The sequence below is a fragment of the Pandoraea sp. NPDC087047 genome (assembly GCF_044745225.1).
Classification (GTDB): Bacteria; Pseudomonadota; Gammaproteobacteria; order Burkholderiales; family Burkholderiaceae; genus Pandoraea.
The window spans coordinates 170,132-195,057 of sequence record NZ_JBIUZU010000009.1 but is presented as its reverse complement, the minus strand read 5'-3'; the positions used below and the strand labels follow the sequence as shown (position 1 = coordinate 195,057).

25 protein-coding genes are annotated in these 24,926 nt (G+C 62.7%); 10 read left to right on the top strand and 15 right to left on the bottom strand.

Features of this window, described 5'->3' with window-relative positions; translation table 11 throughout:
- Window positions 1-14: 14 nt before the first annotated feature.
- Window positions 15-647 (top strand): histone H1-like DNA-binding protein, encoded by a 633-nt coding sequence (locus ACIPHM_RS18750; protein WP_400331345.1) that lies wholly within the window; start codon window positions 15-17, stop codon window positions 645-647.
- A gap of 259 nt (window positions 648-906) precedes the next feature.
- Here the strand turns inward: ACIPHM_RS18750 and ACIPHM_RS18745 are convergent, their stop codons facing one another.
- The 10 genes from ACIPHM_RS18745 to ACIPHM_RS18700 all read right to left on the bottom strand — a co-directional run bounded on the left by ACIPHM_RS18745 (window position 907) and on the right by ACIPHM_RS18700 (window position 9,147).
- A complete protein-coding gene (locus ACIPHM_RS18745) occupies window positions 907-1,386 on the bottom strand; it encodes a hypothetical protein (RefSeq protein ID WP_400331342.1) in 480 nt (159 codons plus the stop codon).
- Window positions 1,387-1,405: 19 nt separating this feature from the next.
- Window positions 1,406-2,341 carry a carbohydrate kinase family protein gene (locus tag ACIPHM_RS18740; protein WP_400331339.1) on the bottom strand — a complete coding sequence of 312 codons (936 nt, stop codon included), beginning with the start codon at window positions 2,339-2,341 and terminating at the stop codon, window positions 1,406-1,408.
- Window positions 2,342-2,597: 256 nt separating this feature from the next.
- Window positions 2,598-3,098, bottom strand: a complete 501-nt coding sequence (gene tpx, locus ACIPHM_RS18735) for a thiol peroxidase (RefSeq protein WP_400331336.1) — start codon at window positions 3,096-3,098, stop codon at window positions 2,598-2,600.
- A gap of 32 nt (window positions 3,099-3,130) precedes the next feature.
- Window positions 3,131-4,327, bottom strand: a complete 1,197-nt coding sequence (locus ACIPHM_RS18730) for a DUF3426 domain-containing protein (protein ID WP_400331333.1) — start codon at window positions 4,325-4,327, stop codon at window positions 3,131-3,133.
- 33 nt (window positions 4,328-4,360) lie between these two features.
- On the bottom strand, window positions 4,361-5,254 hold the full coding sequence (gene prmA, locus ACIPHM_RS18725; protein ID WP_400331331.1) for a 50S ribosomal protein L11 methyltransferase: 894 nt from the start codon (window positions 5,252-5,254) through the stop codon (window positions 4,361-4,363).
- A gap of 24 nt (window positions 5,255-5,278) precedes the next feature.
- Window positions 5,279-6,640, bottom strand: coding sequence for an acetyl-CoA carboxylase biotin carboxylase subunit (gene accC / locus ACIPHM_RS18720; RefSeq protein ID WP_400331328.1), 1,362 nt, complete (start codon window positions 6,638-6,640; stop codon window positions 5,279-5,281).
- Between the two features lie 100 nt (window positions 6,641-6,740).
- Window positions 6,741-7,196 (bottom strand): acetyl-CoA carboxylase biotin carboxyl carrier protein, encoded by a 456-nt coding sequence (accB, locus tag ACIPHM_RS18715; RefSeq protein WP_400331325.1) that lies wholly within the window; start codon window positions 7,194-7,196, stop codon window positions 6,741-6,743.
- A 71-nt stretch (window positions 7,197-7,267) separates the two neighbouring features.
- The gene (gene aroQ, locus ACIPHM_RS18710) at window positions 7,268-7,714 is read right to left on the bottom strand and encodes a type II 3-dehydroquinate dehydratase (protein ID WP_400331495.1); all 447 of its coding nucleotides are present in this window, start codon (window positions 7,712-7,714) and stop codon (window positions 7,268-7,270) included.
- A gap of 132 nt (window positions 7,715-7,846) precedes the next feature.
- Window positions 7,847-8,371 (bottom strand): TlpA family protein disulfide reductase, encoded by a 525-nt coding sequence (locus ACIPHM_RS18705; protein WP_400331322.1) that lies wholly within the window; start codon window positions 8,369-8,371, stop codon window positions 7,847-7,849.
- Between the two features lie 119 nt (window positions 8,372-8,490).
- Window positions 8,491-9,147, bottom strand: coding sequence for a UDP-N-acetylmuramate--alanine ligase (locus ACIPHM_RS18700; RefSeq protein ID WP_400331319.1), 657 nt, complete (start codon window positions 9,145-9,147; stop codon window positions 8,491-8,493).
- On the opposite strand from ACIPHM_RS18700, the gene mpl reads away from it, so the two are divergent.
- From mpl to mtgA, 7 genes are all read left to right on the top strand, one after another.
- Window positions 9,146-10,648 carry a UDP-N-acetylmuramate:L-alanyl-gamma-D-glutamyl-meso-diaminopimelate ligase gene (mpl, locus tag ACIPHM_RS18695; RefSeq protein WP_400331316.1) on the top strand — a complete coding sequence of 501 codons (1,503 nt, stop codon included), beginning with the start codon at window positions 9,146-9,148 and terminating at the stop codon, window positions 10,646-10,648. The genes ACIPHM_RS18700 and mpl overlap by 2 nt on opposite strands.
- A 64-nt stretch (window positions 10,649-10,712) precedes the next feature.
- A complete protein-coding gene (locus tag ACIPHM_RS18690; RefSeq protein ID WP_400331313.1) occupies window positions 10,713-11,324 on the top strand; it encodes a YqiA/YcfP family alpha/beta fold hydrolase in 612 nt (203 codons plus the stop codon).
- Window positions 11,325-11,409: 85 nt separating this feature from the next.
- Window positions 11,410-13,638: a ribonuclease catalytic domain-containing protein gene (locus ACIPHM_RS18685; protein ID WP_400331310.1), complete on the top strand. Its 2,229-nt coding sequence runs from the start codon at window positions 11,410-11,412 to the stop codon at window positions 13,636-13,638.
- Entirely contained in the window at window positions 13,632-14,591 is a 960-nt protein-coding gene (locus ACIPHM_RS18680; RefSeq protein ID WP_400331307.1) for an energy transducer TonB, read from the top strand. The genes ACIPHM_RS18685 and ACIPHM_RS18680 overlap by 7 nt, the downstream gene beginning before the upstream one ends.
- A gap of 141 nt (window positions 14,592-14,732) precedes the next feature.
- Window positions 14,733-15,629 (top strand): lipid A hydroxylase LpxO, encoded by an 897-nt coding sequence (gene lpxO / locus ACIPHM_RS18675; RefSeq protein WP_400331304.1) that lies wholly within the window; start codon window positions 14,733-14,735, stop codon window positions 15,627-15,629.
- A gap of 91 nt (window positions 15,630-15,720) precedes the next feature.
- Window positions 15,721-16,593 (top strand): shikimate dehydrogenase, encoded by an 873-nt coding sequence (gene aroE / locus ACIPHM_RS18670; protein WP_400331301.1) that lies wholly within the window; start codon window positions 15,721-15,723, stop codon window positions 16,591-16,593.
- Window positions 16,594-16,602: 9 nt separating this feature from the next.
- Entirely contained in the window at window positions 16,603-17,361 is a 759-nt protein-coding gene (mtgA, locus tag ACIPHM_RS18665) for a monofunctional biosynthetic peptidoglycan transglycosylase (protein WP_400331298.1), read from the top strand.
- A 69-nt stretch (window positions 17,362-17,430) separates the two neighbouring features.
- Here mtgA and ACIPHM_RS18660 read toward each other — a convergent pair whose 3' ends face one another.
- Window positions 17,431-18,858, bottom strand: a complete 1,428-nt coding sequence (locus ACIPHM_RS18660) for a hypothetical protein (protein ID WP_400331296.1) — start codon at window positions 18,856-18,858, stop codon at window positions 17,431-17,433.
- Window positions 18,859-19,238: 380 nt separating this feature from the next.
- Window positions 19,239-20,114 carry a mechanosensitive ion channel family protein gene (locus ACIPHM_RS18655; protein ID WP_400331293.1) on the bottom strand — a complete coding sequence of 292 codons (876 nt, stop codon included), beginning with the start codon at window positions 20,112-20,114 and terminating at the stop codon, window positions 19,239-19,241.
- 265 nt (window positions 20,115-20,379) lie between these two features.
- Between ACIPHM_RS18655 and corA the strand changes: the two genes are divergently transcribed.
- Together corA and pyrF are read left to right on the top strand one after the other, a co-directional pair.
- Window positions 20,380-21,342, top strand: coding sequence for a magnesium/cobalt transporter CorA (gene corA / locus ACIPHM_RS18650; protein ID WP_400331291.1), 963 nt, complete (start codon window positions 20,380-20,382; stop codon window positions 21,340-21,342).
- A 187-nt stretch (window positions 21,343-21,529) separates the two neighbouring features.
- Entirely contained in the window at window positions 21,530-22,342 is an 813-nt protein-coding gene (gene pyrF, locus ACIPHM_RS18645) for an orotidine-5'-phosphate decarboxylase (RefSeq protein WP_400331288.1), read from the top strand.
- A 215-nt stretch (window positions 22,343-22,557) separates the two neighbouring features.
- Here the strand turns inward: pyrF and ACIPHM_RS18640 are convergent, their stop codons facing one another.
- The 3 genes from ACIPHM_RS18640 to thiL all read right to left on the bottom strand — a co-directional run bounded on the left by ACIPHM_RS18640 (window position 22,558) and on the right by thiL (window position 24,775).
- Window positions 22,558-23,061: a CinA family protein gene (locus ACIPHM_RS18640; protein ID WP_400331285.1), complete on the bottom strand. Its 504-nt coding sequence runs from the start codon at window positions 23,059-23,061 to the stop codon at window positions 22,558-22,560.
- 194 nt (window positions 23,062-23,255) lie between these two features.
- On the bottom strand, window positions 23,256-23,777 hold the full coding sequence (locus ACIPHM_RS18635; protein ID WP_400331283.1) for a phosphatidylglycerophosphatase A: 522 nt from the start codon (window positions 23,775-23,777) through the stop codon (window positions 23,256-23,258).
- On the bottom strand, window positions 23,774-24,775 hold the full coding sequence (thiL, locus tag ACIPHM_RS18630; RefSeq protein WP_400331281.1) for a thiamine-phosphate kinase: 1,002 nt from the start codon (window positions 24,773-24,775) through the stop codon (window positions 23,774-23,776). Before thiL ends, ACIPHM_RS18635 begins: the two co-directional genes overlap by 4 nt.
- Between the last annotated feature and the right edge of the window lie 151 nt (window positions 24,776-24,926).

Below are 24,926 nucleotides of genomic sequence, written 5' to 3'. Positions count from 1 at the left end.
TAAGGAGCAAAGTGATGGCTACTACTGCTAAGAAAAAACCCGCAGCCAAGAAGGCTGTTGCCAAGAAGTCGGCTGCAAAGAAGGCCGTTGCTGCCAAGAAGCCGGCAGTAAAGAAGGTTGCTGCCAAGAAGGTTGCAAAGCCGGCAGCGAAGAAGGCCGCAGTGAAGAAGGTTGCAAAGCCGGCAGCGAAGAAGGCCGCAGTGAAGAAGGTTGCGAAGCCGGCAGCGAAGAAGGCCGCAGTGAAGAAGGTTGCGAAGCCGGCAGCGAAGAAGGCCGCAGTGAAGAAGGTTGCAAAGCCGGCAGCGAAGAAGGCCGCAGTGAAGAAGGTTGCGAAGCCGGCAGCCAAGAAGGCGGCAGTGAAGAAGGCTGCCGCCAGGAAGCCGGCAGCCAAAAAGCCGGCAGCGAAGAAGGCCGCCGCCAAGCCTGCTGCGAAGAAGGCTGTTGCCAAGAAGCCGGCAGCGAAGCCTGCAGCGAAGAAGGCCGCTGCGAAGCCCGCTGCCAAGAAGCCTGCTGCTGCCAAGAAGCCGGCAGTGAAGAAGGTCGCTGCCAAGCCGGCAACGCCGGCTCCGGCCACGACGCCGGCAGCTGCGAAGACGACGCTGAACCCGGCAGCGGCATGGCCGTTCCCGACCGGCAGCCGTCCGTAATTCGAGTGCCGATGCAGGAACCAAGGCACTTAGGTGTCTTTTGATCGAGTAGGGCTACTCGATCCGAAACCCGCTGTGATGAGCGATCGTCACAGCGGGTTTTTTCATGGCGGAAATGAAAACGGGCGACTTGAGTCGCCCGCTTGCCCTGCTTGCCCGAATGTCCGATGACATCCGAGCGATGCTTGCGCCTGAAGCCCGGCAATACGCGATGGCGTGCTCGCCAGCGATGCGTGTGGGGCTTCGGCGCACCGCTGACTTAGTGCGTCACGCGGGTCACGCCGCCGCTCGAGAGCAGACGAACGCGCTGGCCCGGCTGGAATGCATCGTCGGCATCTTGCGTGATCGCGCGCAACTCGCCGTTGTCCAGACGTACCGTGATCTCCAGACCAGCCTTCTTGCTCACGCGGCTTTCGATGGCCTGGCCGGCTACCGCGCCGATCAGACCGCCGACGATACCCGTCGCAATCGAGCCGCGACCGCCGCCGAGGGCGCTGCCGCCGATCGCGCCCAGCGCACCGCCGCCTGCGATACCCAGAATGCCCGGGTCGCCGTTGCTGCTGTCGATCGTGACAGGACGTACCGATTCGACCGTGCCCATGCGCACAACCTGCTCGCGTTGTGCCTGGCGGCTGCTATAGACGCTCGCGGAGTTGCTCGGGCCGAATGCCGTACAGGCGGACAGCGTAAGCGAAGCCGCAGCGGTGAGAATGATGAGCGGAGTGGTCAGTCGTGCCATCGTGGTGTCTTTCCTTAAATCATTCGAAGCGGTGGCCGAACGCTTCTTCATATTGCGTCTCGATATCGGAGCGCGTCGGTGCGTAAGTCTGCGGGCCTTGCTCGGCAATCTTGAGCGAACCCATCAGGCTGGCCAGGCGGCCGGTAGTCGGCCAGTCGAGGCCCTTTTCGATGCCATACAGCAAACCGCCACGGAATGCGTCGCCGCACCCGGTGGGGTCGACGACACGCTTGGCAGTCACGGCAGGAATGTCGTGTTGCTTGCCGCCGGCGAAGATCTGGGCCCCGTGCTCTCCGCGCGTGACGACAAGTGCCTCGACACGCGACTGGAGGTCTTCCAACGACATTCCGGTCTTCGTGCTGAGGAGCTTGGCTTCGTAGTCGTTGACCGCCAGATACGTGGCGAGTTCCACCATGCGACGCAGTGCCTCAGGCGAGAGCAACGGCAGGCCCTGACCCGGATCGAACACGAACGGCACGCCCGCTGCGGCGAAGCCTTCGGCGTGGGCGAGCATGGCGTCGGGGGCATCCGGGGCGACGATGCCGAGCTTGGCGCCCTTTGCATCGGCCACGCGGTTGCGCGACGAGAACATCATTGCGCCCGGGTGGAAGGCGGTGATCTGGTTGTTGTCCAGATCGGTGGTGATCATGGCGTTGGCCGTCATGCTGTCCGCGACCGTACGCACGAACTCCGTCGTCATGCCAAGCGACTTGAAACGCTCGATGTAGGCGGCGCCGTCTTCACCAACAGTGGCCATGACCACCGGCGCGCCGCCCAGCAGATGCAGGCTGTAGCCGATGTTGCCGGCGCAGCCGCCGAAGTTGCGGCGCATCGTCGGCACGAGGAAGCTGACGTTCAGGATGTGCACCTGATCAGGCAGGATGTGCTCGCCGAAGCGCCCTTCGAACGTCATGATGTTGTCGTAGGCCAGCGAGCCGCAGATCACGGTAGTCACGGGAAAATCCTTGAGAAAGTAATCGGGGGAGAGCCAACGGGCGACGACAGACGGCGATGTGCCGTTGCGCGGTCTTTTGCCGCTGGACAAAAACGGGCCGGGGCATGTCGTGGCTCCGGCCGGGGAACGGCAAGTACGGCACTCACTGCATTCGCTGCGACCGGCCCGCACTGGACCGGATGGCACATTCGGTCGGGACAGATCGCAGCGATGACCGGCTACCCGATGAGGACATCAGGCATTCCGGGGTCAGGAATTACGACAGGGCGGCGAGCGCTGCGTCGTAATTCGGTTCGTTCTTGATCTCCGGCACGAGTTCGGCGTGCACGACACGGTTATCCGCATCGAGCACAACCACGGCGCGAGCCGACACGCCGGCGAGCGGGCCGGTCGTGATAGCGACACCATAGTTCTTGAGGAACTCGCGACCGCGCATGGTCGAGAGCGTGACGACGTTGTTCAGGCCTTCGGTGGCGCAGAAGCGGCTCATGGCGAACGGCAGGTCGGCCGAAATCACGAGCACGACGGTGTTATCGAGCTTGCCCGCGGCTTCGTTGAACTTGCGGGTCGACGTGGCGCACGTCGGCGTGTCGAGGCTCGGCACAATATTGAGGACTTTGCGCTTGCCAGCGAAGTCGTCGAGCGTGACGTCCTGCAATTTGGCATTGACCAGCGACAGGGCCGGTGCGGTCTGACCCTTCTGCGGGAACTGGCCGTCGACTTCGATGGGGTTGCCCCCGAGCGTGACTTGAGACATCTATCTCTCCTAGGTTGAGTGCAACAGCGCTATCAGGGATAGAACGCGAGCACCCGGTAATTACTGGCTAGCGCTGCCTGCGCCGACAATCGTAACCGAATCGTGCGCTCATTGCGTGGTGCAAGCCCCGCATTGCGCGTCGTTGCTTCAGTGACGTATTCGTTGGCTGAAAAAACGCGACGCACCACCGGCTTGCCGTCAATGTCCGACAGCGTCAGCTCAAGCGATGGCCATGCCAGCGCGTAGTCCGCCTGATTGCGGATGAAGACCGTGAGCGTCATCGGCACGGTGTCGCCGGGCGTGGCGGCGGTGGCGGCGCTGGCAGTGTCGGCGTCCTGGCTCGCACCGGCTTCGTCGGTGACGAGCGTCACGCTCGAAATCCGAATCATGTCCGGCTGACGAGGTAGCGCGATTGTCACGTGCACCGGACGGCCGATCGCCGCAAACACGCCATGCAAAGCAGGAATGCGGTCGACGAGCGCGGCGCGTTCGAGCCACGCCCATTGACCGAGCAGACCGAGGACGGCCAACGCCATCAGCACGCGCCAGACGATGCGCGCTGCGCCGGGGCGTTTGTCTTTGTTTTGCTTCGCGACGGCAGCGGCCGACGCGTCCGCCGAGGGCGATGCTGTGGGCGCGGGCAGCACCGTGGGATCGTCGTCCATATAGCGCCCCGGGCCGTGCCGCATGCGGGCGCGGCTCTCGTCGGGTGAGCCGAGCAGCGCCGCGATGGCCGTGGGCGTGAGCATCTCCGGCACAGGCTTTCCGCCTGCCGAGGGTGACAAGGGTGTCACGGACTCCTGGGCCGACGCCAATGCGGGCGATGGGGACGACAACGGTGTCGCGTTCGGCGCTGCGTTGGGCGAAGGCGATGTCTCGTCAGGCGTGACACCAAGCGAGGACGATAGCGGTGTCGTGTGCGGTATCGCGTCAGACGAGGGTGAGGACGATGCCGATATCGGGCTGGGCGTTACATCGTTGCCGGTGCGATCGGCCACCGTGGTGCCGCTGACGGGCTCCACGCCCCCCCTGGCGCTCGCCGCTGGGCTCGTCGACGTTTCCTTTTCCTCTGCGGGGGGATCGCAAAGATGGGCGCGTCCGTCGAACACTTCACGGCAATGGCCGCAGCGCACGAGGCCGTCGCGCAGCTTGAGCTGATCCGCGACGACGCGAAAGACGGTGTGACAGTGAGGGCAGCGGGTAGCGAGAACGCGCGAGGACTGGGTCATGGGACTCGGGGGACTCGGCGCGTTGTGCGCAGTTTAACCGGCGGCCTGCCCGTGCAGGCAGACCCAGCCGTCGTGAGCGCGCCAGACCGACATCTTCATATAGGGCGCATAAGCCGCGATCACCTCGTCGGCCTGCCGTTCCAGCACGCCGGACAGCGCGAGCCGGCCGCCGGGCGCCACGCGCGACGTCAGCATCGACGCGAGCAGCTTGAGCGGATTCGACAGGATGTTGGCGACCACGATGTTGAACTGACCGTCGCGCAGGTCGTCGGGCAATCCGTACTCGACCGGCGCGTGATTGCGTTCGCTGTTGTAGCGGGCGGATTCCACGGCTTGCGGGTCGATGTCGATACCGATGACGGGATCGGCGCCGCACTTGCGCGCGAGAATCGCCAGAATGCCCGAGCCGCAGCCGTAGTCGAGCAGCGACTGACCCGGTTGCACGTGCTGTTCGAGCCACTCCATGCAAAGGCGCGTGGTCGGATGGCTGCCGGTGCCGAAGGCCAGACCCGGATCGAGTTCGAGAATGAGGGCGTCGGTGTCTGGGGCGTCGTGCCACGAGGGGACGACCCAGATCCGTTGGCCGATCTGCATCGGCTCGAACTGCGATTGCGTCAGACGCACCCAGTCCTGTTCCTCCACGTCACGCAACGTGAAAGCAGGCGACTCGGCGAGCCCCAGCTCGTTGACAGCCGCCGCGAGCAGCACGGCGGCGTCCTGATCCTCCCCCACCAGTGCGACCACGCGCGAGCGTTGCCACGCGGTGTCCGGCGGGGTGAGACCCGGCTCGCCGAACATCGGTTGCTCGTCGGGCGTGTCGGCGTCTGCGTCTTCCACGGAGACCGACAGCACGCCCAGGTCGAGCAGGGCGTCCGACAGGGCCTCGGCTTGGGCGCGGGCAACTTCTACGACGAGTTCGCGATACATGGCGAGTGATTCCAATTGACGTGCTTAATTACCGCCGACGGCAGACTTCTGCGCCAGCTTGTGTTCCAGATAATGGATGCTCGTGCCGCCTTCGACGAACTTGGCGTCGAGCATCAGTTCCCGGTGCAGCGGAATGTTCGTCTGGATACCTTCGACCACGATTTCCGACAGTGCCACGCGCATGCGGCGAATCGCCTGCTCGCGCGTTGCGCCGTAAGCGATCAGCTTGCCGATCATGGAATCGTAGTTAGGCGGCACGAAATAGCCGTTGTAAGCGTGCGTGTCGACGCGAATGCCGGGGCCGCCAGGCATATGCCAGGCGGTGATGCGGCCCGGCGACGGCGTGAACTTGAACGGATCTTCGGCGTTGATACGGCACTCGATGGCGTGACCCTGGAACTGAATGTCGCGCTGACGGTAAGCGAGCTTCTCGCCGGCCGCAATGCGGATCTGCTCCTGCACGATATCGACACCCGTGATCATTTCCGTGACCGGGTGTTCGACCTGCACGCGCGTGTTCATTTCGATGAAGTAGAACTCGCCGTTCTCGTACAGGAATTCGAACGTACCGGCGCCGAGGTAACCCATCTTCTTGCAGGCGTCGGCGCAACGATCGCCGATGCGCTCGATCAGACGGCGCGGAATCAGCGGTGCGGTCGCCTCTTCGATCACCTTCTGGTGACGGCGTTGCATCGAGCAGTCGCGCTCACCCAGCCAGATGGCCTGCTTGTGCTTGTCGGCGAGCACCTGGATTTCGATATGGCGCGGGTTCTCGAGGAACTTCTCCATATAGACTTCCGGGTTGCCGAAGGCACGGCCGGCTTCTTCGCGGGTCATGTTGACCGCGTTCACGAGCGCCGCTTCCGTGTGCACCACGCGCATGCCGCGACCGCCGCCGCCGCCTGCTGCCTTGATGATCACCGGATAGCCGACCTGACGTGCAATACGCACGATTTCCTTCGGATCGTCGGGCAATGCGCCTTCCGAGCCCGGCACGCAGGGCACGCCGGTCTTGATCATGGTCTGCTTGGCCGACACCTTGTCGCCCATCAGACGAATGGTTTCGGGGCGCGGGCCGATGAACGTGAAGCCCGATTGCTCGACGCGCTCGGCGAAGTCGGCGTTCTCGGAGAGGAAGCCGTAACCCGGGTGGATGGCCTGGGCGTCGGTGACTTCCGCCGCGCTGATGAGCGCGGGCATGTTCAGATAGCTGAGCGGCGAGGGGGCGGGGCCGATACAGACCGATTCGTCGGCGAGCTTGACGTACTTCGCTTCCTTGTCGGCTTCGGAGTAGACGACCACGGTCTTGATGCCCATCTCGCGGCACGCGCGCTGAACGCGCAGAGCGATTTCGCCGCGGTTGGCGATGAGAATTTTTTCAAACATTATGTGCAGTCCTGCCCGTAAGGGGAGAGGAGCGGGGCCGGGCGCCGCATGCGGCCACGCGGCGTGAGAGCCGCGCGGGCGGGGCGTCCGACAACCGGCATTAGCCGATCACGAACAGCGGTTGACCGTATTCCACGGCCTGACCGTTCTCGACGAGGATTTCCTTGATCACGCCGGTCTTGTCCGACTCGATCTCGTTGAGCAACTTCATCGCTTCGATGATGCACAGCGTCTGGCCTTCCTTGACCGAGTCGCCGACTTGCGCGAACGGATCGGCACCCGGCGACGGCGCGCGGTAGAACGTACCGACCATCGGCGAGGGCACGATATGACCTTGCGGCACGGCCGGCGTTGCCGGTGCGGTGCCAATAGCGGCGGGAACTTGCGCAGCGACCTGCGGCATGGCGGCCGGCATGGCCATCTGCATCGGGGCCGCGATCACTTGCGGCGGCGCCTTGACGATGCGGACCTTGCCTTCGCCTTCCGTGACTTCGAGCTCGGAAATACCCGATTCGGCCACGAGGTCGATCAACGTCTTGAGTTTGCGCAAATCCATGAAGGAAGCTCCTTGATTCTGTATCGACGCGGGCGCAACGTCCCGCGAGAGGAAATGGGGATGTGAGAGGACTACCCGCCGGCGAGTCGCCGCAGGGCAAAATCGAGTGCGTAGGTGTACCCGCGCCAGCCCAGGCCGCAGATCACGCCTTGCGCAATATCGGAAACGTACGAGTGATGCCGGAAGGCTTCGCGCGCATGAACGTTCGAGAGGTGAACTTCGACGAACGGGATGCCTACCCCGGCCAATGCGTCGCGAATTGCCACGCTGGTGTGAGTATAGGCAGCAGGGTTGATGACGATGAAGTCGATCGACTCACCGCGCGCCGCCTGAATCCGGTCAACCAGTGCGCCTTCGTGATTACTCTGGAATGTCGCCACCTCGGCACCCGCCGTCCGGGCCTGCTCCGCAAGGGCGGAGTCGATGTCGGCCAGCGTCGTGCGGCCATACACCTCCGGCTCGCGAGTACCGAGCAGGTTCAGGTTAGGGCCGTGGAGCACGAGAATGCGGTGAGGCATCGGCGAATCAAATTTCACGAAATTGGGCGCAATTAAACGCCAGTTGGTGGATTTTGTCCAGTGGGGCGAAAAAATGGCCGCGCCGGTCACGTCTGGCGGGGCTTCCCGGCATGCCCGTTTCCGTCGCTGGGGTCAGATGAGCGGTTTGAGGGCTGCACGGACCTCGTCCGACGTGATGCGGCCGAGCTTCTCATAGTGTAGACGGCCCTGCGGGTCGACCACCACGGTGAAGGGCAACGCCCCGGCCTTGTTGCCGAGCGCGCGGGCGAGGTCGGTGCCGGCGTAGCCCGCCACCAGCAGCGGGTAATCGACCTTCACCTTTTGCTCGAATGCGATCATGTTCTGAGCGGTATCTATGCCAATTCCCAAAAATTGAACGTTTTTACTGCTGAATTCGGTAGAAAGTGCCTGCAGATCGGGCATTTCCTCGACGCAGGGCCCGCACCACGGTGCCCAGAAGTTTACGACCAGTGTTTTGCCGCGCCATTGCGATAGCGCCTGATCGTTGCCTTTGAGGTCGGGCAGGCGCGTGGCGAGCAATTGGGCGACGGCCGCATCCGATGCGTCGGTCGATGGCTGGTTTCGGTGGCCGAGCCAGAAGCCGGCCGCCAATCCCGCGAGTGCCAGAATCGCCAGAATAACAATGCGTTTTGCCATGATGGTGGGGGCGGAAGATCCGGGAATAGACGGTATACGAAAGAGGAACGGTAATTGCGAAGAATCAGTGGCGATTTTGACGTGAATCGGCAGCGATTGTGCGGCGATCTGCCGGAAGGTCAGTGGCTGGGTTCTTGGCTGGCGGTCTGGGCTTCGGCGATCAGGGCGCGCAAGCCGTCGGCGTCGGTACGCACCGGCCGGCCATTGCCGTCGGATGCCTTGAGCGCCCCTCGCATGTCATCCATGGAATACAAAGACAGGTGGACCCCCGCCGGCTCACCGCGCTGACGACGCTCGCGCCAGAGGAAGCTCAGCGTCTCGACCATGCCCCGGCCGTTGAAATGGCGGCCCTCGGACACTTCGTAATCGATGCCCCGGTTGAGCAGATCGATGGCGACTTCCTTCGGGTTATCGCAAAAAGCCTGCAAATAGATATCAGATAGCGCTGTCGCGGTGCCGTTATAGACCGCGCCGGTGATATACGGCCGATAGCATGCCAGCTCGGTCATGACCGTCAGGGCGACCTCTCGCAGGTGGGCCAGCTCAGTCGGCTGCGAGTCGGAGAGGAATGTCTGCACGTACTCACGGACTTCCGCTTCGATCTGGTCGTTATCGGGCAGTAATTCGCCGGCAATTCGCGTCTCTCCCGTGACCTGCTTCGCCGCCTTGCGCTTCGCGGTGGCGTAGTCGGCGCCCTCCTCGGCAATGAGGCGGGCGGCCGCCAGGGCGATTGCTTCGCGCAGGCGTTGGGCGTCGGTCCAGGATTTGCGTGTCATGCGGACGATGATACCCGAAAGGCATTGCGGATCACGCCGCAGGTACAATGGAGCCCTTGGCTTTTCGGCACTCCATTTCCCGCACGGGTTCGGCCCGTTCTCACCACGCTCCCCATCCATGCATATTCATATTCTTGGCATCTGCGGCACGTTTATGGGCGGTCTGGCAGTCCTCGCGCGTCAGGCCGGTCACACCGTCACGGGTTGCGACGCCAACGTCTACCCGCCGATGAGCACGCAGCTCGAGGCACAAGGCATTCGTCTGATCGAGGGCTTCGACGCCGACCAGGTCTCGCTCGAACCCGATCTGTTCGTTATCGGTAACGTCGTCTCGCGTGGCAACCCGCTGATGGAAGAGATTCTGAACCGGAATCTGCCTTACACGTCGGGCCCGCAATGGCTGGGCGAGCATGTGCTGTCGAAAAAGTGGGTATTGGCGGTGGCGGGCACGCATGGCAAGACGACCACGACGTCGATGCTGACGTGGATTCTCGAAGACGCGGGCTACAACCCCGGTTTCCTCGTCGGCGGCGTGCCGATGAACTTCGGTATCTCGGCGCGGCTGACGAATAGCGATTTTTTCGTGATCGAGGCCGACGAGTACGACACGGCTTTCTTCGACAAGCGTTCCAAATTCGTCCATTACCACCCGCGCACGGCGATTCTGAACAATCTCGAGTTCGATCACGCCGATATCTTCCCGGATCTGACGGCCATCGAGACGCAATTCCATCATCTCGTTCGCACGGTACCCGGGCAGGGTCGTCTGATCGTAAACGGTCGCGAAGCGGCACTGGAGCGAGTGCTTGAGCGCGGCTGCTGGAGCGAAGTCGAGCGTTTCGGGGTGGCCGACGGCTGGCATGTGGCCCAGGCGAACGACGCACTCGCTCCCGGCCAGGAATCTTTCTGGGCCCATCACGGCCCGAAGGCCGCGGGGGAAGTGAAGTGGTCGCTGCAGGGCGAACACAACCGGATGAATGCACTGGCCGCGTTGGCGGCCGCCCGTCATGTGGGGGTGCCGCCCGAGCAGGGCGCGGCGTCGCTGGGCAAGTTCCAGAATGTGAAGCGTCGTATGGAAGTGCGCGGCGAGGCCGCTGGCGTGACCGTCTACGACGACTTTGCCCACCACCCGACCGCGATCCAGACGACGCTTGCCGGACTTCGCCGCCGCGCGGGAAGTGCGCGCATTCTGGCGGTGCTCGAACCGCGCTCCAACACGATGAAGCTGGGCGTGATGAAGGCGCAATTGCCCGCGAGTCTGGCCGATGCCGATCTGGTGTTCGGCTACGGCGCACCGTCGGGCAAGGACGCCCTCGGCTGGAATCTCGCCGAAGCGCTCGCCCCGCTGGGTGCGCGTGGGCAGGCGTTCAGCGATATCGACGGGCTGGTGCGCGCCGTGAGCGCTGCGGCCCAGCCGGGCGATCAGATCGTGGTGATGAGTAATGGCGGCTTCGGTGGCATTCACCAGAAACTGCTCGACGCATTGGCTGCACGCGCCTGATGCGGCGCTTCGCGGCTGTTTTGGCCGTTGGCAAACAACTGACCTGGTTTTATCGGGGGCTCACATGATTCTCTATTTGCACGGCTTCCGTTCGTCGCCGCGCTCCTTCAAGGCGCAATTGATGGCCGCGCGCATGCACCGGCTGGGCCTCGGGCATGCCTGGGCATGCCCGCAACTGCCGCCGTCGCCGCTGGCTGCCGTCGTCGATGCGCAGCGCCTGCTCACTGGCGTCAGTGCTGACGAGTTGACCATCGTGGGCAGCTCGCTGGGCGGGTACTACGCCACCTACCTCGCAGAGAAGCTGGGTTGCCGCGCGGTGGTGCTCAATCCGGCGACCCGTCCGTACGACGATCTCGGCAAATGGCTCGGTGAGCAGCCGATGTGGCACGGCGGTGGGTCCATCGTCGTCGAGCCCCGTCATCTGGACGAATTGCGCATGATCGATGTGGCGCAGATCACGCGTCCCGAGCGCTATTACCTCGTGGCCGCGACCGGCGACCAGACGCTGGATTACCGTGACATGGTGGCGAAGTATCCCGGCGCCAAGCTCACGCTGATCGAGGGGAGCGACCACGGGATTTCCGATTTTGTCGACTATATGGACGACGTGCTGCGCTTTGCAGGCATCGACGTGCCCCCTTCGCCGGGCACGGCAAGCGCGTTCGCCGGCGAATAACGCGCAGGCCCGTTTGCCTCTTCTGTCCTAAACCGCCGCACATTGGCGGGCTACAATATCGCCTATTGCGATCGATGGCTGTTTCATGAACATTTTTTTTGAGGAATCCGGCGGCTTCAAGGCTGGCACGGTGTTGTCGCAGCAGGGCGAGTCGTATCAGGTGGAGTTGCCTGGCGGGCGTCGCAGCAAGATCAAGGGGCGCGACGTCCTGTTGCGTTTCGAATCCCCCACGCCCGCCGAGTTGATCGCGCAGGCACAGGCCGCGGCACAGGACATCGACATGAGTTTCCTGTGGGAATGCGCGCCTGCCGACGAGTTTCCGTTCCCCGTACTTGCCACCGAGTATTTCGGTGAAGGCGCGAGCGTTGCGCAACAGGCCGGACTGGCGCTGGCGTTGCAGGCTTCGCCGATCTACTTCCGTCGCAAGGGGCGTGGTCAGTATCAGCGCGCCGCGCAGGAGCAGTTGCAAGCCGCGCTCGCCGGACTGGCCCGCAAACAGCAACAGGCGGAGTTGCAGGCGTCGTATGCCGATCAACTGATCGCGGGCACGCTGCCGGATGCGCTCAAGGGCAAGGAACTGACGCTGCTGTTCCGTGCCGACAAGAACGCCATCGAATGGAAAGCGCTCGACGCCGCGGCCATCGCGCTGGGCAAGACCCACGCTGAAGTCATGCTCGCTTGCGGCGGTATTGCGTCGCCGCGCGCGTATCACGAGGCGGCGTTCCTTTACGAATACTTCCCGCGTGGCACCGGTTTCCCCGATGTGGGGCCGACGCCGTTGCCGGGCGACGATTTGCCGCTGGCCGACGTTCAGGCGTTCTCCATCGACGATTCGACGACGACGGAAATCGACGACGCCCTCTCGGTGCAAGTGCTGCCCGACGGTCTGCTGCGCGTGGGCATCCACATCGCAGCCCCGGCGCTGGGCATCACCCGTGGCGACGCCATCGACGAGATCGCCCGTGTGCGCCTGTCGACGGTCTACTCGCCGGGCGAGAAGATCACGATGCTCCCCGATTCGGTGGTCGAGGCTTATACGCTCGCCGAGGGCGGTGCACGTCCGGCACTGTCGCTTTACGTGGTCGTCCAGGCCGACACGTATGAGATCGTGACGACCGAGACGCGTGCGGAGCGGGTGCCAATCTCCGCGAACCTGCGTCACAACGAACTCGACTCGACCATCACGGCCGAAACGCTGGCCGACGGCAGCGGCGACTATCCGCACAAGGAAGAGTTGCGTTTGCTGTGGCCGTTTGCGCAGTCGCTGTACGACAAGCGTCAGGCCGCGCGCGTGGGTTACGGCCTGCGACCGGAAGTGCAGAACAAGACCGACTTCAATTTCTATGTCGATGGCGAACACGTCACGATCAAGCAACGCCTGCGTGGCGCGCCGCTCGATCTGATCGTCGCCGAGATGGCGATTCTCGCGAACAGCCGCTGGGGGCGATTGCTTGCCGAATGCGGCGTGCCGGGCATCTATCGTGCACAGCGCGCGTATGGCGTGAACCGCACGCGCATGCAGACGTCGCCCGCACCGCACGAGGGCCTCGGTGTCGAACAGTACGCGTGGAGCACGTCGCCGCTGCGTCGTTACGTCGATCTGGTGAACCAGTGGCAGTTGATCGCCTGCGTGCGTCACGGTGTTGCGGCCAAGCTGGCGGCGCCCTTCAAGCCGAAGGACGCCGACCTGTACGTTACCGTGTCGAGCTTTGAGGCGGCCTATGCGGCCTACGCCGAGCACCAGACCCGCATGGAGCGGTATTGGTGCCTGCGCTGGCTGATTCAGGAAAACAAGTCGCAGGTGCAGGCGAGCGTGATCAAGGGCGATACCGTTCGTCTGAACGACATTCCGCTCACGCTGATCGTGCCGGGTCTCGGTCTGCACGCGCGCGGTACGCAGATCATGCTCGACGTGCTGTCGTTCGACGTCGTTACGCTGAGCATTTCGGTACGCATCTCGCAGGTGCTCGACGCCAGCCAGACCGTGCTTGGCGACGACGATGACGAAGGCGAGGGCGGTTCCGGCGACGGGGGTGAAGGTGGTGGCGAGGGCGGCGAAGGTAACGACGCGGCTGATGGCGCCGAGGGTGCCGATAGCGTCGACGATCCCGCGGGTTCCGCGGGCGACGCCGATGCTGAAAGCGAGCCTGAGCGCGACGACGGCAGCCGTGGCGCGGCTAGCGACGACAGCGCCAACACCGCGCAAGCACCGCAATCCGCCCCCTCCGGCAATGGCGCTTCCGACGCATCGCCGCTCGCTGCTGCGTTGATGGCGGCGGGGGCACGGGACGCGTCGGCCAACCCCGCGTGCTGAAACCTGCAATGGCCGCCGGCAATCTGAGCGCGGCGCGTCGCCGCGGCTGGTCGCTCATGCGCGAGCATCCGCTCGCCACGGGCCTCGTCTTTTCAGCGCTGGTGCATTTGCTCGCGCTGGCGGTCCATTTCGTGGTCCCCGATAGCTTCCGGTTGCACAGCGCGGACACGCCGCTCGAAGTCGTTCTCGTCAACGCGAAGTCTGCGAACGCGCCGGACAAGGCGACTGCGCTCGCCCAGGCCAACCTCGTCGGTGGCGGTGAGCACGATGGCGAGCGTGCTACGTCGCCATTGCCCTCGCGCGCGATCGAGCGTGACGGGGCGCCTGTCGCGCAGATTCAGCGCAACGTGAGCGATCTGGAGGCCATGCAGGAGAAGCTGCTCTCGCAGGTACGCAGCCAGTACGCGGCAATGCCGGAAGCACAGCGCAAACGCGCCGACACGCCGCAGCGCGGGCAGGGGCTCGACGATCAGACCGTCGACCAGCAGATCTCGCGCCTGCAGGCCGAGATCGACAAGCAATTGCGCGCTTACCAGACCCGCCCCAAACGCGGTCAGGTCACGGCGAACACGCGCGAAGTGGCATATGCACGGTATTTCGACACGCTGCGCCATCGTGTCGAGCGTTACGGCACCGAGCACTTTCCCCAAATTGGTAACGATCGTCTTTATGGCGAACTCATCGTCACGCTAAACGTAAATCAACGAGGCGGGCTTGGGTATCACAAGGACGGCTGGGACGTTGTCGGCGTGGAAGTGACGCGCAGTTCCGGCAACCGCGATCTGGACCGTCGGGCGGTCGCCATCGTGCAGGCGAGCGCACCGTTCGGCGACTTCTCGTCAGAGATGAAGCAGCGTTACGACATCCTCGAAATCGTGACTCGCATGACGTTCTCGCGTCAGGGCGTGCAAGCGCAGACCCTCGCAATGCCGGCGAGCGGCGCGGCGCAATAACGCGCGGCAAGTCCGGTAAATCGCAGGTCAAACACAGCGCAAACGACAGCGCAGGACATCGCCGTCCGTCAGGGACGTGCCCGGTAAAACTTTCCAAATATTTCTATAATTACCGGGTTTCCCGAACTGGAAAAGTCCACCATGAAATGGATTGTTCTGGCGATTATTGCTGCTTGTGCTGTATACGTGCATTGCCGCGGTAAGGTTCGTCATAAATTCTTCCGCCAACTGTCTGACCATTCGACGTTTCTGTCGCCCCTGAACGTGTTCATGTACGCGTTCTCCCGTGTGCCGACGACGCCCTATCTGAAGACAGACAACTTCCCCGAGCTCGAGCTGTTGCGCCAGAACTGGGAAGCGATTCGTGCCGAAGCGGTGTCGCTGCTCGACGCAAGCCGCATCACGGCCTCCGACCAATTCAACGACGTCGGCTTCAACTCATTCTTCAAAACCGGATGGAAGCGCTTCTACCTGAAGTGGTATGACGACGCGCATCCGTCTGCCGAGGGACTGTGCCCGGTGACGACCGGTCTCGTGCGTCAGATCCCGACGATCAAGGCCGCGATGTTTGCCGAATTGCCGCACGGTAGCCGTCTGGTGCGACATCGCGATCCGTTTGCCGGATCGCTGCGCTATCACCTCGGACTAGTGACGCCGAACGACGATCGGTGTTACATCGACGTTGACGGTCAGCGCTACAGTTGGCGCGACGGTGAGGGGGTGGTATTCGACGAAACGTACATCCACTACGCCGAGAATCAGAGCGGCCGCAACCGCATCATCCTGTTCTGCGACGTGGAACGCCCGATGAAGTACCGCTGGACGCAGGCCGTCAACCATTGGTTCGGCCGTCATCTGGTGGGTGCGGCGGCGTCGCCGAACGAGTCGGGCGACCGCACCGGGGGCCTGAACAAGGCGTTCAAGTATATTTACGCGATCCGCATCGTCGGCAAGCGCCTCAAGGCGTGGAACCGCTACGTGTACTATGCGGTGAAATGGGCGTTGTTCGGCGGCATTGCACTGTGGATATTCTGGTGATCGACGTCTGCTGAACCGCGGCCCGGGCCGTATTTTCTGCATGAAAAAAGCGGCGCCTGAGCGAAAGCCAGGCGCCGCGTCTTTGAAAACGATGACAAACCAAACGCCTGCCGGGGAATCGCCGGCCGATCGCTACGCCGTGATCGGTCATCCTGTCGAACACAGTCAGTCGCCGTTCATTCACGCCGAGTTTGCGCGCGCGACGGGACAGCATCTTACTTATGAGCGTCTGCTCGCACCGCTCGATGCCTTTGCCGCCACAGTACGCACGTTCGTCGAGCAAGGCGCGCGCGGCGCCAACGTGACCGTGCCGTTCAAGCTCGAAGCCCACGCGCTGGCGGATCGCCTGACCGAACGCGCGCAAGCGGCGGGCGCCGTCAACACGCTGGTGTTCGACGCGCAGGGCATCACCGGCGACAACACCGATGGCGTCGGGCTTGTGCGTGACATTGAAGGCCCGCTCGGTGTCTCGCTTGCCGGCCATCGCGTGCTGCTGTTGGGGGCAGGCGGTGCGTCGCGCGGCGCGATGCTGCCGTTGATCGAAGCGAACCCGGCGGCGCTTTTCATCGCCAATCGCACGGCCTCGCGTGCCGACGAACTCGTTGCTCGATTTACCGACGCAGCGAGGCGTCACGGTGTCGCGCTGGCCGGTGGCGGCTGGGACGCCGTGCCTGCCAGTTTCGATGTCGTGATCAATGCCACGGCCGGCAGTCTTCAGGGAGACGTGCCCCCGCTGCCTGCGCTTACCTTTGCGGCGGGATCGCTGGCGTACGACATGATGTACGGCGCGCAGCCGACCGTCTTCATGACGCATGCGTTGTCGGCCGGCGCGGCGCGCGCATCAGACGGCCTGGGCATGCTTGTCGAGCAGGCGGCCGAAGCGTTCTGCGTGTGGCGCGACGTGCGACCGTCGACCGATGTCGTGCGTGCCGCGCTGCGTGCCCGGCTCACGGCAAAAGGTTGATCGATTCCAATGACTGCGCAGCGACGCACCTCGCGCACTTCACGCACCATGAGTGCCTCCCGAAAACGTGCCTGGGGTCCATGGCAGTGGACGGGCTATGTGATCACGTTGCTGATCGTGGGTGTACTCGCTACGCAGCTCTATTACTTCCTGCAAATCGGCTGGTGGGTGCACTTCAACCCGCAGTCGACGGCGTTCATGCGCGCAGCCGAGGCGCGTCTGCGCGACACCGATCCCAGCGCGACGCTCAAGCATGAATGGGTGCCGTACGACCAGATTTCGCGCAATCTGAAACGCGCCATCATCGCCAGCGAAGATGCGAACTTCGTCAATCACGACGGCTACGAAATCGACGCCATGCTCGGCGCGTGGGAGAAGAATCAGAAGAAGGGACGCATCGTCGCGGGCGGCTCGACCCTCTCGCAGCAACTTGCCAAAAACCTGTTCCTCTCGAGCGAGAAGAGTTACCTGCGCAAGGCCGAAGAATTCACCATCACATGGATGCTCGAATTCTGGATGGACAAGCAGCGTATCTTCGAGATCTATCTGAACTCGGTGGAATGGGGTGAGGGCGTGTTCGGCGCTGAGGCGGCGTCGCGTTACTACTACGGTATCCCCGCGTCGAAACTCTCGCCCTGGCAGGCGGCGCGCCTGGCGGTCATGCTGCCGAGGCCGCGCTACTTCGATACCCATCGCAACTCACCGTATCTCTCGCAACGCGCCGGAGTGATTGCGCGTCGCATGGGCGCGGCGGAATTGCCGCAGTAATCCGCGTCGGCCTGTCGCCGGGCGGCCCGCCATGCATCAGCGTGCCGCCGGTGACGGATTCGGAACGTTTCACTCCGGCAACTTCTCGACCTGAATTTCTGCGCTGTTGTAGTTTTCGGATACCAAACGGATTCTGAAGCCGGATAGCGTGTCGTCAAATGCGCGAGACTTCATCAGCGGCGCGTCGCTCATCGACGTACCGCTATTGGGTGTCATGTTGACCAGCGTGTTGGTGATGGTGTTATTCGAGTATTTGGCGATGTAGACGATGAGTCCGTTGACGAACGGATCTTCCTCCCACCAGGTTTCGAACGGCTGACTGGGCTTACGGAATTCGAGGAACAGCACCGAACCATCCGAGCGCCGCAGGCGATAGCCCTGCGCCGCGTTCCCGCGCTTCCATAGCGGATCGAGTTTGTAGGTGCCTGCGGTGTGGATCCAGGGCACATCCTTATCGTCCTGCCAGCCGACAAAGTGCAGGTAAGGGAGGGGGAACTGCGACGCACCGCCACCGCCCATCGGGTCGGTCGGCACCTTGCCCCAATCGTATGACTGGCACTGGTTATCGAGCCGGGTAACATCGTTTTCCTGCGTGCATCCGTAAAGAATCTTGGCGTGATAAGCGCCCATGGCGTGGCCGAACTCATGGGACCATGTCCAGAACTTATGCGCGGCACCGCCATTCGCCAGCACCCAGCGACCCGGCACGCTCGCCAGCCCGGCCCAACTGCATGCGCCCCATTGATTGATGCTGACAAACAGGTAGTCGTAGTCCTTCGGGTCGACTTGCCGCTCGGTGGCGGCTTTGCGCGCGGCGTTCAACAGGGTATTCGAATCGCAAGACGCCGGGCGAGCGCCGATGTTGACCTCTTCGAGAAACTTCCACTGTGTGGCGAGCTTGCCTCCGGATGTCTGCGTCAGGTAGTTTTTGAACGACTTGTCTTCATACCACGGGGCATAGTCCTCGCCCATCACGGTCTTTTTGACTTGTGCCGATCCGGCCGCCGTTTCGTCGCTGAAGTGCGTGGCCATGAGCAACACCTTCTTCGTGCCCGTTACCGGAAACTGGGGCGTCGGCATGTCGATGCCGTAGTGCCAGACGTCCAGTGTCTTGCCGTCGGGTACCGTCAGTCCGACCGCCTTGCTCTGCGCATTGACGCTCACCGTTTTCCATTGGCCGAGATCCCTGCTGTACACGTTCCATAGGCGAATTTCGTTGTTGCGCCCCACTGAGATTTCCCACGAACGCATACTCGTGTAGCCGCTCATGTCGCGATCAAGTGCGATCGACGTTGCTCCGCCGTAGGTTCGCAAATACCGCTTATCCCCGAAGACTTCGTTGGTGATGGAATATCGATTGCTTCCCGAGGAGGTCAGCTTCCAGTTCTGCAACTTGGACTTGTCGTCGCATTTGAGCGGGTAGACGTATTGCCAGCCTTTCGCTTCGTCCCCGCTTGGCGTCAGGCAAAGTTCCTCGTCGCCGACTTTCATTTTCAAGGGAGCATATTCGCGGGGGGCGTCGGTGTTGGTCGCGCCAACGGCGGCACCCGACGAAATTGCCAGAGACATCAATTGCAAAATGACCACGGGTTTCATTCGAGATCCTTGCAGAGGTGACGGAACCTGCGAACTATAGGAATCGAATGGGGTCCGTTTCACGAAACGGGTTCATGTTTGGGTATTCGACCCTGCTTTTTCGTGAGTTAATTCCCATTGCGACCAGAAAGGCCGGGGCGGAAGCCGTTTTGCCAAATCGATCGACGAAAAAAAAGCGGCACGAAAATCGTGCCGCTGGAGGTGCTGTTTCCGTGGGGCCAACCCCACGTTCTATGCTACGGGGTTCGATGCAATGGCGTGTGCCGAATCGGCCTGCGTGCTCAGTGTCGCGGTTGCGCGGCGTCCGGAATCGTTGGTGTCGGCACCTGCATGACGGTGCGCGTCGGGTATGGCAACGAGCAACCCACGCCCTCGACCGTCTCCTTCACGTTGCGTTGCATATCCCAGTACAGGCTCCAGTAGTTGGCAAGCAGTGACCAGACGCGCACATTCACGATCACGGCGCTGTCGCTGACCTGTTTGACCATGATTTCGGGGGCGGGTTTGTCGAGCACGCGTTTGTCGGCCGCGACATGCTGACGCAACGCGTTCATGGCGGCGTCCAGATCGTCGTCGAGTGCGATGCCCACGGTAATTTCCATGCGACGTGTGGCATTGCGGCTGTAGTTGGTGATCGGCTGTCCCCAGATCTGATTGTTCGGCACGCACACATAAATGCCATCGGCATTCGTGAGCGTGGTCGTGAACAGGCCGATCTCTTCCACGGTACCCGCGACCGATGCGCCGGCCATCACATAGTCGCCGTTGCGAAACGGTCGGAGTACCAGCAGCATCGTGCCGGCTGCGATGTTCTGCAACGTACCTTGCAAAGCCAGCCCGATGGCCAGACCTGCCGCGCCCAGTACCGCGATGATGCTGGCTGTCTGCACGCCGAACTGCGCGAGTACGGCGATGATCGTGATGATGCGCACCGACCACAGCACGACCGACTCGATGAGCGGCTTGAGCGTGGCGTCGAAGTTCGGCGAGCGGCTGAGCGTGGCGTGAAAGAATCGGGCGAGTCGTCGCGCGATCCAGAAGCCGATCACGAGGATCAGCACGGCCTGCACGAACGATAAGCCGTAGCGGATCGCGTTGGCGGCCAGAAACCCCATCACGGCGTCGACGGACGCGAGCGGGGTCGTGACTTCAGTCATTGATGGATCTCCCTGTCGGTTGACGTTTCAACACAAAACGTCGATACCGAAGTTGACGCAAAGTGCGTTGATTGGTTCGCCAAGGTTGCCACCGTTGGCAGCCAAATCCTTGAGTATCGTGGATTTTCAGACGGGTCCTACGAACAATTCGCGAGTCCTCTGACGCGGTGCGACGCGCGTGTCATAACGCGCAGGGCGCCGCCATTGGCGTGACTGTGGCGCGGCTGCTACACTTGGCGTCGCTTTGTAGCAGGGAGACCTTCGTTTGATCAATGCCTTCGTCATCCATCACGGCCGCCTGCAACAGGTCAGCTGTGAGCAGCCCAGTGACCTCATGAGTGCCGCCCCCGTCTGGGTCGATTTGCATAGCGGATCGGAGGAGGAGCGCCGCTGGGTCGAAGAGACCTACAAGGTCAAACTGCCGTCACGCGACGAAGTGACCGACATCGAGGCATCGGCACGTTATTACGAAGACGATGACGGTGTGTTGCATATCCGTACCGATTTCCTTCTCGAAGACGAAGAGCAGTCGCGCAACGTGCCGGTGGCGTTTCTTGTCATCAAGGATCTGCTGATTTCCATCCACGATGAGAATTTGCCGGTGTTCCGGCTGGTGCGCATGCGTGCGCGCACGCGTCCCGGTTCGGTGCGTGATGCGATGGATGTATTGCTCGACCTCTATTCGACCGACGCGGAATACTCCGCCGACTCGCTCGAAGGGGTGTACGCCGCGCTCGAGGAAGTGAGCAAGAGCGTGCTTGGCAAGAACCTCTCGGATGCGGACGCAGCCAAAGCGCTCGAGAGCATTGCCGCGCAGGAAGACTTGAACGGGCGCATTCGCCGTAACGTGATGGATACGCGTCGTGCCGTGTCGTTCCTCATGCGCGCCCGTATGCTCAAGGACGAGCAGTATCAGGAAGGCAAGCAGATCATGCGCGATATCGAGTCGCTCGATAATCACACAGCGTATCTGTTCGACAAGATCAACTTCCTGATGGACGCCACCATCGGCTTCATCAACATCAACCAGAACAAGATCATCAAGATCTTCTCGGTGGCGGCCGTGGCGTTTCTGCCGCCGACGCTCATCGCCAGTATTTACGGCATGAATTTCCAGATGATGCCGGAACTGGCATGGGAGGCGGGCTATCCGTTCGCCATTGGTCTGATGATCCTGTCGGCGATAGCACCGTTCCTGTATTTCCGTCATCGCGGCTGGCTTGACTGATTCGACGCATGGCCGCAGACGCGAGCATGAGCACGGTGGCGTGAAAGGCCATGCAATGACGGTGATCGGAAAGACTGCACGGGGCGAGCGCGCCGAGCAGGTAAAATGGCGGCCATTGCTCAATGGAATCAGCCTTGAATCCTCTGCTGGCGGTTGACCGCCGCCGGCACCCCGCCGGAATACCGTCATGACATTCACCGAAGTTCTCAACGCCGCCTGGACGCGCAACAACTCGCTGCTGTGCGTGGGCCTCGATCCCGAGCCCTCGCGCATTCCCACGCATTTGCAGGGCAAGCCGGACGCGATTTTCGAGTTCTGCCGCCAGATCGTCGACGCGACCGCGCCCTACGCCAGCGCGTTCAAACCGCAGATCGCCTACTTCGCCGCGCATCGCGCCGAAGACCAGCTCGAACAGCTCATCGCGCACATCCACGCCAATCATCCGGGGTTGCCGGTGATACTGGATGCCAAGCGCGGTGATATCGGCAGCACCGCTGAACAGTACGCGCGTGAAGCGTTCGAGCGCTATCGTGTCGACGCCGTGACCGTGAACCCGTACATGGGCTTCGATTCGCTGGAGCCGTATCTGGCGCACAAGGAGCGGGGCGTGATCGTGCTGTGCCGGACGTCAAATCCGGGCGGCAGCGATCTGCAATTCCTCGATGTCGACGGCAAACCGCTTTATCAGACGGTGGCGCGTCTCGCAGCCGGGCCGTGGAACACGAGTGGTCAGATTGGTCTGGTGGTCGGTGCCACGTTCCCGGCGGAAATCGCCACCGTGCGCAGCATCGTCGGCGATATGCCGTTGCTGATTCCGGGCGTTGGCGCTCAGGGCGGCGATGTCGAGGCGACGGTCCGGGCCGGACGCACCGCCAATGGCACGGGCATGATGATCAACTCCTCGCGTGCCATCATCTATGCAGGTCGCGACGAGCATTTCGCCGAAGCCGCTGCCGTCGCCGCTCAGAAGACGCGCGACAGCATCAACGCCTATCGCTGATCGATACGCCGGCCGGCGCGTGTATGACACGCGTCGCGTCCGCTATCGGGATGCCGCGAACCAAAACAGCGCCTCGCGAAATTCGCAGGCGCTGTTTTTTTGGGCCGCGCGTCGCGTCGTTTTGGCGCGGTGTCAGTGGCTGAGGGGGGGCGGGGCGCTGTCCGGCAGCGCTACCGACGCTGCCAGCGATAACGGCGTTACCCGCGTTACGGGACTTACGCTTCGGCTTTGTCGAGCAATTCGATGACACCGCGCAACGCATATTGCGCCGCTTGGCTGCGAACCTGTGTGCGGTCGCCCTTGAAGTGCTTCGTCTCGACGAGGGTCGTCACACGATTGCTCCAACCGAAGCAGACCATGCCCACGGGCTTGTCGAGTGTACCGCCACCGGGGCCAGCCACGCCGGTGATCGACAGCGAGATTTGCGCACGGCTGTTCAGAAGCGCGCCTTCGGCCATGGCGCGAGCCACCGGTTCGCTCACGGCGCCATGCTTTTCGATCAACTCGGGCGGCACGCCGATCATCTCGGACTTGGCTTGGTTCGAGTAAGTCACGAAGCCGCGCTCGAACCAGTTGCTGCTGCCGGAAATATCGGTCACCGCAGCGGCCACGAGGCCGCCAGTGCACGACTCGGCCGTCGTCAGCATCAAACGTTCGTCACGCAGACGGTTGCCGACTTTTACCGACAGTTGGGCAAGAAGATTTTGTTCGGAGACCACGGGACGACGCCTTCAAGAAGTCTATGCAACGAATACATAACGGGTGAGCTGCGGCGGGGCGACGGACACTCGGCAGCCTATTCACCGGCAGTCCGACATCCAGCGATTAGCGCGCGGCCACCCGTCGTGAGGCAACAGCAAACAGCAAACAGCAAACAGCAAACAGCAAACAGCAAATCCGTTAGCCGTGTCGCTCAGATGGAGCGCCACAGCGCAATCACGAGCAGCGTACAGAACGCGGCCACGAGATCGTCCAGCATGATGCCGAGGCCGCCCTTGACGGTCCGGTCGAAATAGCGGATCGGCGGCGGTTTGACGGCATCGAAGAAACGAAACAATACGAACGCCACCAGTTGGCCGATGAAGCTCGCGGGCGTGATGAGCAGCAATACGATCCAGAAGGCGACGATTTCATCCCAGACGATCGCGCTCGGATCCTGGATGCCGAGCTTTCGCGCCGTGTAGCCGCAAATCCAGATGCCGCCGACGATGGACGCGGCGATCAGTACCGCCCAGCCCGTGACCGTCAGATACAGGTTGAGCACCAGATACGATGCCCAGCCGAAAAGCGTTCCCACGGTGCCGGGCGCGAACGACGACAGGCCCGTGCCGAAGCCGAGCGAAAACAGGTGCGCGGGGTGCGACAGCAGGAAGCGCGAGTTCGGCCGGCGCGGGCCGCTGCCCGGATTGGCGGCGGCCATTTGATCAGTGCTCATTGGAAATGGTCGAAACTTTTGAAATCGGCAGCGACGAACGCGCCAGTATTGTCATGGAGATGCAGCATCGTTTGGCGTCCGTCGGGAAGCGCTATTGTACCGATACGCGTGACGCGTATGCCGAGTTCGTCGCCAATCGCCTCGATCCGGGGGCGTTGGACGGGGTCGGCGCAAAAACATAATTGGTAGTCGTCGCCCCCCCCGAGGGTACACAGCCGTTGAATCTCGGGCGATTGCGTCGCGAGCAGCGGTGAGCGCGGTAACGCGTCGACATTGATCTGTGCGCTCATCGACGAGCGTTCCAGAATGTGACCGAGGTCGCCCAGCAGGCCATCGGAGATGTCGAGCGCGGCGCGGGCAACGCCGCGCAGCGCCAGGCCGAGCGCCACTTGTGGTTCCGGCCAGTCCATTGCGCGACGCGCCTGGGCGAGGGCGCCGTCCGGTAATGTCCATTCCTTTCGTAACGCGCCGAGCGCCAGCCGGGCGTCTCCCAGTGTGCCGGAGACCCAGATGTCGTCGCCCGGTTGTGCGGCGTCGCGACGCAAGGCGTGAGCCCCCGGCACGCTGCCGAAGACCGTCACACAAAGATTGCGCGGGCCTCGTGTGGTGTCCCCGCCGATCAGCGGGCAGGCGTGGCGGTCGGCCAGTTCGGCCAGCCCCTCGGCAAACGGTGCGAGCCATGCCGGATCGCTGTCCGGCAACGCCAGTGCCAGCGTGAATCCGAGCGGGCGAGCGCCCATAGCCGCCAAATCCGAGAGATTGACGGCGAGGGTCTTATGGCCGAGGGCGCGCGGGTCGCCGTCCGCAAAGAAATGCCGACCTTCCACGAGCATGTCGGTGGAAATGGCAAGCTGCTCACCCGCGGGCGGACGCAACAGGGCGCAATCGTCCCCGATGCCGAGCGCGACCTGCTCCCCCTGACGCGTCGCATGGGCGAAGAAGCGGTCGATCAGCGAGAACTCGGACAGTGGCGAGGCGGACGAGGATGTGGTGGTCATGAGCAACGGCGGGTGGCGCAACGCAAAACCCTATTCTAAGAGGCGGTTGCGGCTTTCCCAAGCAGGCAAACGGGTTTGTGCTCCGATTTCAGACCACTTCTCATGTCCTTCTAGGACAACACCTGATGCGCGATTCATCCGTTGTCTGAAA